At 62.6% G+C, this 12262-nt stretch carries 12 protein-coding genes; 4 read left to right on the top strand and 8 right to left on the bottom strand.

Annotated elements, in window-relative coordinates:
- Positions 1–50: 50 nt before the first annotated feature.
- Positions 51–614: a hypothetical protein gene (locus AABA34_RS01570; protein ID WP_338303588.1), complete on the top strand. Its 564-nt coding sequence runs from the start codon at positions 51–53 to the stop codon at positions 612–614.
- 42 nt (positions 615–656) lie between these two features.
- Positions 657–902: a TonB family protein gene (locus AABA34_RS01575; RefSeq protein ID WP_338304771.1), complete on the top strand. Its 246-nt coding sequence runs from the start codon at positions 657–659 to the stop codon at positions 900–902.
- Positions 903–914: 12 nt separating this feature from the next.
- Here the strand turns inward: AABA34_RS01575 and AABA34_RS01580 are convergent, their stop codons facing one another.
- From AABA34_RS01580 to AABA34_RS01605, 6 genes are all read right to left on the bottom strand, one after another.
- A complete protein-coding gene (locus tag AABA34_RS01580; RefSeq protein WP_338304772.1) occupies positions 915–2138 on the bottom strand; it encodes a DUF445 domain-containing protein in 1224 nt (407 codons plus the stop codon).
- Between the two features lie 143 nt (positions 2139–2281).
- On the bottom strand, positions 2282–5944 hold the full coding sequence (locus AABA34_RS01585) for an efflux RND transporter permease subunit (protein ID WP_338303589.1): 3663 nt from the start codon (positions 5942–5944) through the stop codon (positions 2282–2284).
- A gap of 83 nt (positions 5945–6027) precedes the next feature.
- On the bottom strand, positions 6028–7221 hold the full coding sequence (locus AABA34_RS01590) for an efflux RND transporter periplasmic adaptor subunit (RefSeq protein WP_338303590.1): 1194 nt from the start codon (positions 7219–7221) through the stop codon (positions 6028–6030).
- A 296-nt stretch (positions 7222–7517) separates the two neighbouring features.
- A complete protein-coding gene (locus AABA34_RS01595) occupies positions 7518–7793 on the bottom strand; it encodes a GlsB/YeaQ/YmgE family stress response membrane protein (RefSeq protein WP_034956608.1) in 276 nt (91 codons plus the stop codon).
- Between the two features lie 145 nt (positions 7794–7938).
- A complete protein-coding gene (gene sciP, locus AABA34_RS01600) occupies positions 7939–8238 on the bottom strand; it encodes a CtrA inhibitor SciP (RefSeq protein ID WP_034956606.1) in 300 nt (99 codons plus the stop codon).
- Positions 8238–8603: a hypothetical protein gene (locus AABA34_RS01605; protein ID WP_338303591.1), complete on the bottom strand. Its 366-nt coding sequence runs from the start codon at positions 8601–8603 to the stop codon at positions 8238–8240. Before AABA34_RS01605 ends, sciP begins: the two co-directional genes overlap by 1 nt.
- 145 nt (positions 8604–8748) lie before the next feature.
- On the opposite strand from AABA34_RS01605, the gene mnmA reads away from it, so the two are divergent.
- Entirely contained in the window at positions 8749–9921 is a 1173-nt protein-coding gene (mnmA, locus tag AABA34_RS01610; RefSeq protein WP_338303592.1) for a tRNA 2-thiouridine(34) synthase MnmA, read from the top strand.
- On the opposite strand, the gene AABA34_RS01615 is transcribed toward mnmA, so the two are convergent.
- Positions 9918–10268 carry a hypothetical protein gene (locus AABA34_RS01615; RefSeq protein WP_338303593.1) on the bottom strand — a complete coding sequence of 117 codons (351 nt, stop codon included), beginning with the start codon at positions 10266–10268 and terminating at the stop codon, positions 9918–9920. The two genes, mnmA and AABA34_RS01615, sit on opposite strands and share 4 nt — an antisense overlap.
- A 44-nt stretch (positions 10269–10312) precedes the next feature.
- Here AABA34_RS01615 and AABA34_RS01620 point away from each other — a divergent pair, with 44 nt between their 5' ends.
- Positions 10313–11449: a serine hydrolase domain-containing protein gene (locus AABA34_RS01620; RefSeq protein WP_338303594.1), complete on the top strand. Its 1137-nt coding sequence runs from the start codon at positions 10313–10315 to the stop codon at positions 11447–11449.
- Here AABA34_RS01620 and AABA34_RS01625 read toward each other — a convergent pair.
- Positions 11434–12261 (bottom strand): PhzF family phenazine biosynthesis protein, encoded by an 828-nt coding sequence (locus AABA34_RS01625; RefSeq protein ID WP_338303595.1) that lies wholly within the window; start codon positions 12259–12261, stop codon positions 11434–11436. The genes AABA34_RS01620 and AABA34_RS01625 overlap by 16 nt on opposite strands.
- Position 12262 lies beyond the last annotated feature (1 nt).

Here is a 12262-nt window from a genome sequence, read left to right on the forward strand (position 1 = left end):
CGGAGGTTTTTCTTATGGGTCGCACGTCGTTGATGCCAGCAGTTATCCTGATGGCTTTGTCTTCACCGGTGGCTGCTGAGGAATATCCCAATGCCCTTGCCGAAAGAGACGAAACCAAGAGGCTGGAACCCACCTCGGCGTGGAACCTAGAATATGGCGAAGCGCGATGCCGCCTTGCGCGTTGGTTCGGGGACGAGAGCGAGCCTCATTTGCTCGTTTTCGAGCAAAGCGCGCCGCGCAGGCGCTTTGACCTCACGATTGCCGGGCCGCTTCTGACGCGGTTCCAGCGCGTCGACGCTTTCCAGATCGGAATGGAGCGCGATGAAGCAATGGACGAAGTTGACCGCTTTGGCCGTAGCGAACTGGAAGGCGTGGGACGCGCCATCGTCATTGGCGGCCATAACATCGGCCCGGACCTCGAACGCGGAACTCTTCGGGCCGCCGGGATTGACCTTGATGAAGCAGGATCGATCGACCGGGTCGTGATTTCGGAACGCCGGGTTACGCTTTCGTTTGAAACCGGCAACATGCGTTCGCCATTTGAAGCGCTCAACGCCTGCACCAGCGAAATGCTGCGCCGATGGGGCCTCGATCCGGCACAGCACCAGTCCTAGGTCCCGCCACGCCTGCTCGACAGTGGAGAGGTAAGGCGCAGGATTGAAGCGCGTTATCCGGATAAGGCATTAGCGCGCCGCGAAGAAGCGCTGGTTGCCTTCACCGTGATTGTCGAAGCGGACGGCAGCGTGTCCGGATGCATGGCAGACAATGCGACACCAACCGAAACCTTGCAGTCCCCGGCCTGCGAGGAAATCGCGACTGCACGGTTCGAACCGGCTCGCAATGCCGATGGAGAACCGATGCGGTCTTATATTACGACCAACATCACCTACGTCGCTCACTAGGGGGCAGCGACGTCAAAGAAAGCTTACAATGAAATGCAGCGTCATCCCGACAAGGCCACCCACCAGTGTGCCGTTGATGCGGATGAATTGCAGGTCGCGGCCGACGGCGCTTTCGATGCGGCCGGTGATGGTTGTCGCGTCCCAGCGCTTCACCGTTTCCGAAACCAGCGTCACGATCCCGCTGCCGTAACGGGTGGCGACACCGACAGCGGTGCGGCGGGCGAAACGGTTGATCTGCACCTGCAGCCGCTCGTCCTGCTTCAGCGCGTGACCCAGATCGGCAAGGCCGTTGCGCATTTCCATGCCCAGCCCCGTGTCGCTTTCCCGCGCACGGCGGATCAGTGACAGGCGGATGCGTTCCCACACGCCCATCCACCATTCGGCCACAGCCGGGTTCTGCAGCAGGTCGCGCTTCATTTCCTCCACCCGCTCGCGGGTTTCGGGATCGTGCTGCAAATCCTGCGACAGCTTGTGCAGCCCTTCCTCCACCTTGCCGCGCAAGGGGTGATCTGGATTGACCAGCACTTCGGCCAGCAGCTTGTACAGACCGTCTAGGACATTCGAGGAAATCGTCTTATCCAAGCCTGCCCAGCGCAGCACCCCGGCGACGCGATTGTGAATGATCTCGCGGACGGTTTCCTCATTGTCCTCCAGCGTCAGCCCTGCCCAGCGGATGAAACCGTTGATGAGCGGGATATGACGCTGATCGGTCATCGCGCTTTCGAGCATCCGGCCCGCAAGCGGCGACACGTCGATCTTCGCCAACTGTGAACCAAGGCCGGAGCGCACCTGATTGCCTAGCCGCTGCGGATCGAGCGATTCGAGCACTTCGGCCAGCAATTCCGCCGCGCCACTGGTGATGCGCGAACGCGCGTCGTCACCGGACTTGTTGGGACTGTCGACAAGGAAATCGCCGATCGCGCGCGCGACATTCATGCTCGACATACGCCGGGCAACCACGGCCGGGGTCAGGAAGTTTTCGCGCAGGAATTGCGCCATGGTGTCGGCGATGCGATCCTTGTTCGACGGGATGATCGCGGTGTGCGGGATCGGCACGCCCAAAGGATGGCGGAACAGCGCAGTCACCGCGAACCAGTCAGCCAGCCCGCCGACCATCGCCGCTTCGGCAAAGGCGTTGACGTACCCCCACGCGGGATGGCCCGTCTGGGCGAGCGCATGGGTGGAAAAGAACACGCCTGCCATCGCCGCCAGCAGGCCGGTCGCGGTCCAGCGCATGCGGCGCGCGCGATCAGCCGTCAGCGGTTCTCCGCCGAACTTCAGTGGGATTGAGCGCGCGTTCTCCATCTGACCGTCTATCTGCCCGAAAACCGCCGCGCCGTCACGCCTTGGCAAGGCCGATCACCCACAGTCCGATGCCGTTACTCTGCAGGTTCCGCCCCTGGCGGCAGGCGCGTTGCCGGGATGGCGGGGCCTGCGCCACGCCCCGGATAGGGCGGGGTCGGGTCGGGTGCATGCGGCGGCGCGACAGGCTGGCCGTCGTCGCCCGGCTTGTAAGTCAGCAGGCGGCTGCGCAGCCACGGGCCGACACGCCGCTCGAACCCGTCGGCAAGGCTAAAGCCCGCAGGGACGATCACCAGCGTGAGAAGGGTCGACATGATCAGGCCGCCGATCACGACGATCCCCATCGGCTGGCGCCAGGCGCCATCGCCCGACATCGAGATTGCAACGGGAACCATCCCGGCCGTCATCGCCACCGTCGTCATCACGATCGGCTGCGCGCGCTTGTGCCCGGCTTCCATGATCGCTTCGAACTTGTTGGTGCCGCGCTCCATTTCCTCGATCGCGAAATCGATCAGCAGGATCGAGTTCTTGGACACGATGCCGAGCAGCAGCAGAATACCGATGTAGACGGGCATGCTCTGTGCAAAGCCGACCAGCCAGACGAGCAGGATGCCGCCCAAGGGCGCCAGTGCCAGCGAGGTCATGTTGACCAGCGGGCTCATCAATCGCTTGTAGAGCAGTACCAGCACCGCGAACACCAGCAGCACACCGGTGATGATCGCGATGATGAGGTTCTGCACCAGCTCTTGCTGCCATTCCTCTTCGCCCACGACATCGCGGATCACCCCGACGGGCAGGGATTTGAGCACGGGCAACGCATCCACCTCGGCCTGTGCCTCGCCTTTCAGCACGCCGCTGGCCAGATCCGCGCCGACAAGCACGCGGCGGTTCTGGTTGTAGCGCTGGATCGCGGTCGGGCCGGAGCCGTAGGTGATGTCGGCAACCCGGGAGAGGGGAACTGTGCCGCCGTTGATCGTCTGCACCGGCAGGTTTTCGATGGTGGCAAGGCGCCCGCGGGCCTCTTCCGACAGCTTTACCCGGATCGGAATCTGGCGATCAGACAGCGAGAAGCGCGCCGCATTCTGCTCGATCTCGCCAAGCGTCGCGATGCGGATCGTCTGTGACAGGGCGAGCGTCGAAACTCCCAATTCCGCAGCGATCTTCTCACGCGGAGTGATGATGATTTCGGGCCGGTTGATGTCTGCGCTGATGCGGGGCGCAACCAGCGTATCGAGCCCGCGCATCTGTTCCACCAGTTCGGCAGCAGTCCGGTCAAGCAATTCAGGATCGGAGCCGGCCAACATGACGGTCAGATCGCGGCCGGAGCCAAAGCCGCCGCTCTGCGAACGGAAGCGCACACGTGCATCGGGGATCTGCGCCAGTTGCGGGGCAAGCTCCCGTTCGAATTCGATCGAGGTGCGCTTACGATCATCGGTCAGCTTGATGAAGATGGTCGAATTGCCCAGTCGGATACGCTGCAAGGTGCGTTCGACTTCGGGTTGCTCGTTCAACAGGGCATCGACCCGGTCAGACACACGCTTGGTCGTCTCCAGCGTGGTGCCGGGAACCATTTCGATCTCTACGGTCGAATTCTCGTCATCGATGGTGGGCTGGAACTGGGCCGGAATCTGCCCGAACAACAGGATTGTGACCAGCAAGGAGAACCAGCCGATGCCGAGCATCCATACGCGGTGATCGAAGAAGCGCGCCTGCGCCCAGCGGAAACCGTGCCCGATCTGGTGAAGGCCGAGCGGTTCCGGCGCACTGCTCTGGAACAACCAGCCCAGCAGAAGATGCTTCACCCAGCCAAGCGCCCAGGAGAGAAGATGGGCAATGGCGGTCACCACAGGACCAAGCACCTTCAGCGAAGCGATGCCGACGGCAAGACTGAAGATCGAAGTCACGATGACGAAGAAGACCTCGAACAGCTTGGCAACCACGGCATGGGCCATGCTGTTGGTGTCTGCAGAAACGGCTGTTGCAATGTCCTCGTGGACGCCCAACCCGGCAAGACCTTGCCACAGCGGTTCTGGCAGCAACATCGCAGAGAAGGTACCGCTGAACAGCTCGAACATCGCGATCATGGTCATGGCAAGCAGCGTCAGAACGATCAGCAGCAGCGAAAGCGTGTAGCGGCTGCGCGCCACCGGTGCGTCCACACCGGCACGCCGCGCACGCAGCTTGCCGGTGTCGAGCGTCCAGGACAGCACCTGCATGTAGCGGTCCATCAACGGGCCTTCGCCATGCGCACCCGCACCCTTGGCTGACAGGAAGTAGGCCGCCATCAGCGGCGTTATCATGCGCGCCACAGCTAGCGACATCAGCACCGCGACCACCACCGTCAGGCCGAAGTTCTGGAAGAATTGCCCGGACACACCCGGCATCAGGCCAACCGGCAGGAACACGGCCACGATGCAGAAGCTGGTGGCCACCACCGGCAAGCCGATTTCATCGGCGGCATCGATACTGGCCTGATAGGCGCTTTTGCCCATCCGCATGTGGCGCACGATATTCTCGATCTCCACGATCGCGTCATCGACCAGCACTCCGGCGACAAGCGCCAGAGCCAGCAGCGAAAGGAAATTCAGGTTGAACCCAAGCAGGTCCATGAAGAAGAACGTCGGGATCGCCGACAACGGAATGGCAACGGCGCTTATGAAGGTCGCCCGCCAATCGCGCAGGAACAGGAACACCACGACGATGGCCAGCACGGCACCTTCGATCAAGGCCGAGATCGAGCTCTTGTACTGGTTGTCGGTGTAGGTGGTGCTGGTAAACATCTTGATGAAGCGGACGCCCTCGGTCTCCGCCTCGATCTTGTCCATTTCCGCAACCGCCGCTTCGTAGACGGCGAGATCCGATGCGCCGCGCGCACGGTTCATGAAGAAGTTGACGACTTCGCGATCCTTGACCTCGCTGACCGATGTCCGCTCACCATAGCCATCACGCACGGTTGCAACATCGGCCAGCCGGATGGTGCGCCCGCCGCCCAGCTGGATTTGGCGTTGCGACAATTCATAGGCCGAATCGTCATTGCCCAGAACGCGCAGCGATTGGCGGGTGCCGCCCACTTCGGCCACACCGCCGGCAGCATCGACATTGTTCTGTCGCAGCACCGAATTGATCTGCGATGCGGTAACGCCCAGCGCTTGCATCTTGGCCGGATCGAGGATCACCTCGATTTCGCGATCAACCCCGCCGAAGCGTTGGACTTCGGCCATCCCGTCAATGCCCAGCAGCCGCTTCGCCACCGTATCGTCGATGAACCAACTGAGTTGCTCGATCGTCATGTCGTCGGCTTCGACGGCGACGTAACCGATCGCCTCGCCAACGACGTTCACCTTCGCGATTTGCGGCTCCAGAATGCCATCGGGCAGGCTGGCGCGCACCGAATTGACGGCGGTTTCCACCTCGTTGACGGCCTCGATGATGTCGACGCCGATTTCGAACTCCACGAAGGTGCTCGAACTGCCCTCGCTCGCGGTCGACTGGATCGAATTCACGCCGTTGATGGCGCGAACCGCGCTTTCGACGCGCTGTGTGATCTGGTTTTCGATTTCCGTCGGAGCGGCGCCGGGCTGGGCGATGGTGACCCTGACGGCAGGGAAATCGACGTCAGGATTGTTCGTCACGTCCATCCGCGCGAAGCTGATGATGCCGGCCAGCAGCAGCGCGGTGAAGAGCACTAGGGGAATAACAGGATTGCGGATTGACCAGGCGGATATGTTCTTGAAGTTCATGGGTATTCTGCCTGTCCTGCAATCGTGTCTCTGTTCGTCAGCCGCGCGGTATCAGCTACGCAATTCGCACCTGATCGGATGGATCAACGCTCCTGCTTCTGAGGGCTCACTGTCTCGCCGGCATTTAGGAAACCGCCCGCGCGCAGCACCACCATCTCATTCCCGCTGAGGCCGTCTGTTATGGCAATGCCCTCTGCCGTCGCCATCCCGGTTGTGACCGAGCGACGCTCGGTCTTGTTCTCGGCCCCCACGACATAGACGTAACTGCCCTTGTCATCCGCCAGCACCGCGCTTTCCGGAAGGACGGTCGCCTGAAGGCTGCCGCTGTTGATCCGCGCGGTCGCGAAGCCGCCGGGACGAAGTTCAGGCGCATAAGACAGCGCAATACGGGCCGTTCCCTGGCGCGTTGCCGCATCGATCGTGGGCGACAATTGCCAGACCTGGCCTTCAAAGGATTTTTCCGATCCGGCGGGGGTTATCGTGGCCATCACACCGGTAGAAAGGCCCGCAAGCTGTGCTTCGCTGACCTGGGCGAGCATTTCCATTTCGCCGCCGCGCGCAATCACGAACAGCGCGGGCGTTCCGCCACCGACTGTTTGGCCCGGCTCGACATTGCGCTCCAGCACATAGCCTGAAGCAGGGGCAACGATATTGAGCCGCGCGTTGCGGGCGCGCAATTCGGCCAGTTGCGCCTCAGCCACCTTGACCCGCGCGACGGCGGCATCGCGCGTCGCCGTCAGGCGATCAACATCGGCCTTGGACACGAATCCCCGGTCAACCAGCTGCAACGAGCGATCAAGATTGGCCTGAGCCAGCTGCGCGTCGGCTCGCGCCACCTCGATCTGGGCTGCCTGTGCGGCCGCCTGCTGGGTTTGCACCGAACGATCAATCACGGCGAGCACTTCGCCCTGCTGCACCCAGTCGCCTGCATCCACCCGCACCGAGAGGACCTGTCCACCCTCACCAACAACACCCACGGGCATCGGTCGGCGGGCGGCCAGTGTGCCAGGCGCCTCCACCATGCCATCAATGGTCGTCTTGCCCGGCGAAATGACCGTCACGACCGGCGCCTGCGTCTTGTCATCGCCCGGTGCCACCGGCTCTCCACCCGCGAACGCGAAGTAGGCGGCAATCGCGCCCAGCAGGACGAGGAGTCCGCCAAGTGCAATCAGCAGCCTTTTCACGACGGGTGACGATTGTGTGGGATCGCGCATGGCATCGACATCCGTCGGGATGTCGTCCTGCGTTTCTGCCGTGATGGTCGTCGCGTAATTCATTGTCTCAAACCCTGTTGGGGAGGCTGTGCCGCCCACCTGTCCGGGCCCGTTTGCGCCCGGCCGAGTGTATTATAGATATAAGTCACCCTTCGCAATCCCTCATAGATATGGTGCGCGAGCCGGGCAACGCGTGGTTCGACTGATGACTTTGAGCCTAGACGAATGGCCTTTCGGATCGTTCCGGCACTAGAACAGGTTCTTCAACAGGCGCTCGAAAAGGCAAGGGCAGCACAGCCCTTTGGCCACGCCGCCCTTTTCGCCGGGGGAATCCCTTCCCCCGAAGCTCCCGGTCAGTCTTATCCTCGAACGTTGCCGCGCTGGATGAGATTCAGCACGCCCAGCAGCACGATGGCACCGATCAGAGCGGAAATGATCCCCATGATGTCAGGTGGCCAGGCACCGATCTCGCCGCTACCAAGAACGAACGAGAACACCGAATTGCCGATGAACGATCCGACAATGCCGACTACGACATTCCAGAAATAACCCATCTGTGCATCGCGATTCATCACGAGGCTGGCAACCCAGCCGATGATACCGCCCATGATGATGAACCAGATGAAACCAAGCATGGTATCTCCCCTTCCCATACCCGCAGTCGCGCAAGGATTGCGCGAATCCCGCTGCGAGATGGAATGAGAGTTAACCTAGTTGTGCCTGCAAGAGAACCTTGGCAGGTTTGTCAGCCAATTCGAGCTGCGTTCGCAGCGTGCGAAATCAGTACTTCAGCTGGCGTTCGTAGAGGTCGCGGTAATGCTGGATGCGAGTGACGCGCAGGCCCTGCATGCCCGAACGGTCGACCGCGCGCTGCCATGATGCGAATTCCTCCAGCGTCAGGCTGTAGCGTTCCAGCACCTCGTCGATGGACAGCAGTCCGCCGTTGACAGCCGCAACCACCTCCGCCTTGCGGCGAACGACCCAACGCTTGGTGTTGGGTGACGGCAAATCATCGATGGTCAGCGGCTCACCGAGCGGGCCGATCACCTGTGCCGGGCGGATATCCTGGTTCTCAATCATCAATATTCTCTCGCAGCACCATGTGTCACGCGACCTCTTTCCCGAGCAGTTTCTTGATCTGCTCCTTCAATGCCGTCGACTATGACAGGCGAGCCTTTGCTCTCGCTTAAAGCAACAGGGTTAACGATCGGTTTTTCATCGTCCTTCGCTCGAAAGTAACGCACCGCTGCATCCGCAAGGCTGTTGCTGGCGGCGCGCGTGCCGCAAGCGGCTTCGCTCAGGAGCACCTGGCGGAAATCGCGTGCGGCATTGAGCCGGGCGGTTAACTCCCGCCACTCAAGGGTGCGAAGCGTGCCGCGCTGGTCGGAGTCGGATCCGACTCGCGCTGCTTGCAGGTGCCCAAGAGGATTGGTCATTTCGATCATGAAGGACCTTTTAGATCGAAGAACGTCAAAATGTGGTAAAGCTGCGCAATACCGAGCAATGGGTGTGGCGAGCTTTACCGTCCGGAAAGGTTTGGGTGGCGCCTATGGCGCAATCGCATCCTACGCATTATATGGCGCGGCGATCATGACCTCCCCCTCCACCTTGACGCAGCCCTCGACATTCGGGCTGGACACCGCTGCGCTGTTCGACCTTCCGCGGTCGGCCAAGGACTGCCGGATTGTTGTTGCCATGAGCGGCGGCGTCGATTCGTCAGTGGTTGCCGCACTCGCGGCCGATACCGGCGCAGAGGTGATCGGGATTACCTTGCAGCTTTACGACTACGGGGCTGCAACGGGGCGCAAGGGGGCATGCTGCGCCGGAGACGATATTGCCGATGCGCGCGCCGTGTCAGACCGGCTTGGCATCGCCCATTATGTCTTCGATCACGAAAGCGCATTCCGCGAGGATGTGGTCGAGCAGTTCGCCGACGAATATCTCGCCGGGCGCACCCCTGTGCCCTGCATACGCTGCAACATGGGGCCGAAATTCACCGACCTGTTCCGCATGGCGCGCGAACTTGGTGCCGATTGTCTTGCCACCGGGCATTATGTCCAGCGCGTCATGGCGGCAGACGGCCCGCATCTTCACCGCGCGCTCGATCCGGCGCGGGACCAGTCGTACTTCCTTTACGCGACGACGCAGGAACAGCTCGACTACATCCGCTTCCCGCTGGGCGGCCTACCCAAGACCCAGGTGCGCGAGCTCGCCGAAAAGGCAGGTCTGCGCAATGCAGCCAAGCCCGACAGCCAGGACATCTGCTTCGTCCCTGACGGCAATTACGCCAAGATCGTCACCAAGCTGCGCCCAGAAGGCGGAGCGCCCGGCGCAATCGTCCATGCCGCGACTGGCGAAAAGCTGGGCGAGCACAAGGGCATAATCCATTTCACCGTCGGCCAGCGCAAAGGGCTGGAAATCGGCGGCCAGCCCGAACCGCTCTATGTGATCGGTCTGGATGCTGCGAACCGCGAGGTGCGGGTCGGGCCAAAACGGATGCTCGGCGTCGAAAGCGCGGCGCTGATCGAAACCAACCGGATCGGGGAACTGCCCGAAGGCGTGCAACTCACTGCCAAGGTCCGCAGCCTGGCCAAGCCCGTTCCAATCACACTCGACGGGCCGCTGGGCGATGGGGCGGCCACCACGATCCGCTTCGAAAACCCCGAATTCGGCGTGGCACCGGGTCAGGCCGCAGTGATCTATGCGGGTGAGCGCGTGGTTGGCGGCGGGTGGATCGATTCGACGTCGCCCGTCGCGGCTTAACCCTCCCAGGGCTCCAGCACGCAGCCATAGCCATCGCGCAGAGTCGCGGTGTTGGACGTCACCAGCGGGAAACTGGCGGTGACGCTTTTGCCTTCCGGATCATCGCTCAGCGATACCAGCTCCATCCCGGCCAGTTTGTCCTTGCGGCAATCTTCCAGAGTGCGGCCGGCAACAAAGCGGCATGAGCAGGCGACCCGCGCTGCATAGGATGTACCCACATCGGCATAGCCGCCGATGGCGGTGCGATTGGACCAGACAGCAATGGCGATCCCAACCAGCGCTAGGCCGATAATCCAGAACGAAGCCCTTCCCGCGACGCTCCGCCCGCTGTGCGAATTCGACCCCATTTTTGCCATTGCTTTGTTGGAACCCTTGTAGAAATGAGTGCGCGATGACGTATCGCCCGCTGTCCCTTATCGCCGCCGCGGCACTCCTGCCAAGCCTTGTCTCCTGCGGCTCCGCCCCTGACCCCGCCCTTCCGCCGCTGACACAGGATGCGCTGGATGCAGTGACGGAGGATGCGGGGGCGCCCAAGGATCAGTTGGCGCGACAGGTTGACGAGCTTTTCACCATGGAAGGGCTTGGCGAAACGCGCGCCGTGCTGGTTCTGGCCGATGGCAAGGTCGCTGCCGAACGGTATGCGCCCGGCTATGACGCGGACACCCGCTTCGTCAGTTGGTCGATGGCGAAGACTGTCACTGCCGTTCTGATCGGGATGCTGGTGGCTGATGGATTGCTCAGCGTGGACGAGCCGGCTCCGGTGCCGCTCTGGCAACGGCAGGGCGATCCGCGCGCAGACATCACCTTGCGCCACCTTCTACAGATGCGCTCGGGCCTGCGCCACACCGAGGCAGGCGATCCGCCCTACGAATCCTCGGAAGTGCGGATGCTGTTCCTCGACGGGCGCGACGACATGGCGAAATGGGCAAAGGAGCAGCCGCTCGAAGCCGAGCCGGGGGAACGGTTCGAATACTCGTCCAATACCACCGTGATCCTCGCCGATATCGCCGCGCGCGCACTCACCGACAGCGACAATCCCGATGCCCGGCGCAAAGCCGTGGCCGATTACCTCAAACAACGGCTGTTCGCACCGCTCGGCATGACCTCCATCGTGCCTGAGTTCGACGCATCGGGCACGCTGATCGGCGGCAGCCTGATGCATGCGACGGCAGGCGATTATGCCCGGTTCGGCGAGTTCCTGCGCCGCGGCGGGCAGGCCCCCGATGGCGAGCAACTGGTGCCCACGCGCTGGGTCGAGGCAATGCTGAAACCCAGCCCCGTGTCGCAGCACTATGGCTACCAGATCTGGCTCAACCGGCCCGAGCCCGAACTCGAAGGCGGCCATCCGCTGTTCCCTGAACGCGCGCCCGCGAGCATGTTCGCGCTGATCGGGCACATGGGCCAGTATGTGATCGTCTCGCCTCAGCAGCGCGTTACGCTCGTCCGGCTCGGCCATTCGGACAGTGAGGAACGCCCGCCGATGCTGCAACAGGCCGCTGATGTCCTGGCGCTTTACCCGGTAAGGTAGAACACCCCTTCCACCACAGTCACGCACGGCCCGCCAAGCCAGGCGCGGGCATCCTTGCCACTGCCTTCGAGCCGCAGCGCAAGGTCGCCGCCGCGTGTGCTGGCCTGATGCGCCGTCATGGTATCGCGGCCCAATCGCTCCGCCCAGAACGGTGCCAGCGCGGCATGGGCCGATCCGGTCACGCTGTCTTCGTCTACGCCCCATGCCGGCACGAAGACGCGGCTGACGATGTCATGGTTCGCCCCCGGCGCGGTGCAGATCGCCATCAGATCGATCTGGCGCAGCGCTTCCATGTCGGGTTTGAGCGCCCTGATCTCGTCCTCGCTCTCCATCAGGATGATCGCGGTCTGCTCGGCTCCGCGCCATGACAGATACGCCTCCCCGCGAAAGCCGATGGCAGCGAGCAGTTCGGGCTGCGAGCTCGGCTCCACCAGCGTCACCGGCAATGCCAGCTCATACCCCTGATCCATCCGCACCACTTCCAGCACCCCCGCCTTGCGGGTCCGGAAGGTGACGCGATCGCTCGCTCCGAAGCGGGCAGGATCGGACAGCACCACATGCCCGCTCGCCAGCGTCGCGTGGCCGCACAGCGCGACCTCGTCCGTCGGAGTGAACCAGCGCAGTTCCCAATCCGCCTCGCCCCTTGCGTCCTTCACGATGAAGGCGGTTTCGGCGAACAGGTTCTCCGCCCCGATCGCCTGCAGCACATCATCGGGCAGCCATTCGTCCAGCACCATCACCGCAGCCTGATTGCCGCCGAAGGTCGCGGAGCTGAAGGCATCCACATGCCAATAGGGGATCGTCTGTGTCATG

The sequence above is a fragment of the Erythrobacter sp. Dej080120_24 genome (assembly GCF_036322605.1).
Classification (GTDB): domain Bacteria; phylum Pseudomonadota; class Alphaproteobacteria; order Sphingomonadales; family Sphingomonadaceae; genus Erythrobacter; species Erythrobacter aurantius.

Excerpts from the sequence above, each read along its gene's own strand:
- AABA34_RS01590 (WP_338303590.1), bottom strand. The coding sequence starts at position 7,221 with ATGAATTACGCGACGACCATCACGGCAGAAACGCAGGACGACATCCCG.
- AABA34_RS01570 (WP_338303588.1), top strand. The coding sequence starts at position 51 with ATGGCTTTGTCTTCACCGGTGGCTGCTGAGGAATATCCCAATGCCCTT.
- AABA34_RS01585 (WP_338303589.1), bottom strand. The coding sequence starts at position 5,944 with ATGAACTTCAAGAACATATCCGCCTGGTCAATCCGCAATCCTGTTATT.
- AABA34_RS01625 (WP_338303595.1), bottom strand. The coding sequence starts at position 12,261 with ATGACACAGACGATCCCCTATTGGCATGTGGATGCCTTCAGCTCCGCG.
- mnmA (WP_338303592.1), top strand. The coding sequence starts at position 8,749 with ATGACCTCCCCCTCCACCTTGACGCAGCCCTCGACATTCGGGCTGGAC.
- sciP (WP_034956606.1), bottom strand. The coding sequence starts at position 8,238 with ATGATTGAGAACCAGGATATCCGCCCGGCACAGGTGATCGGCCCGCTC.
- AABA34_RS01620 (WP_338303594.1), top strand. The coding sequence starts at position 10,313 with ATGACGTATCGCCCGCTGTCCCTTATCGCCGCCGCGGCACTCCTGCCA.
- AABA34_RS01595 (WP_034956608.1), bottom strand. The coding sequence starts at position 7,793 with ATGCTTGGTTTCATCTGGTTCATCATCATGGGCGGTATCATCGGCTGG.
- AABA34_RS01580 (WP_338304772.1), bottom strand. The coding sequence starts at position 2,138 with ATGCGCTGGACCGCGACCGGCCTGCTGGCGGCGATGGCAGGCGTGTTC.
- AABA34_RS01615 (WP_338303593.1), bottom strand. The coding sequence starts at position 10,268 with ATGGGGTCGAATTCGCACAGCGGGCGGAGCGTCGCGGGAAGGGCTTCG.
- AABA34_RS01605 (WP_338303591.1), bottom strand. The coding sequence starts at position 8,603 with ATGATCGAAATGACCAATCCTCTTGGGCACCTGCAAGCAGCGCGAGTC.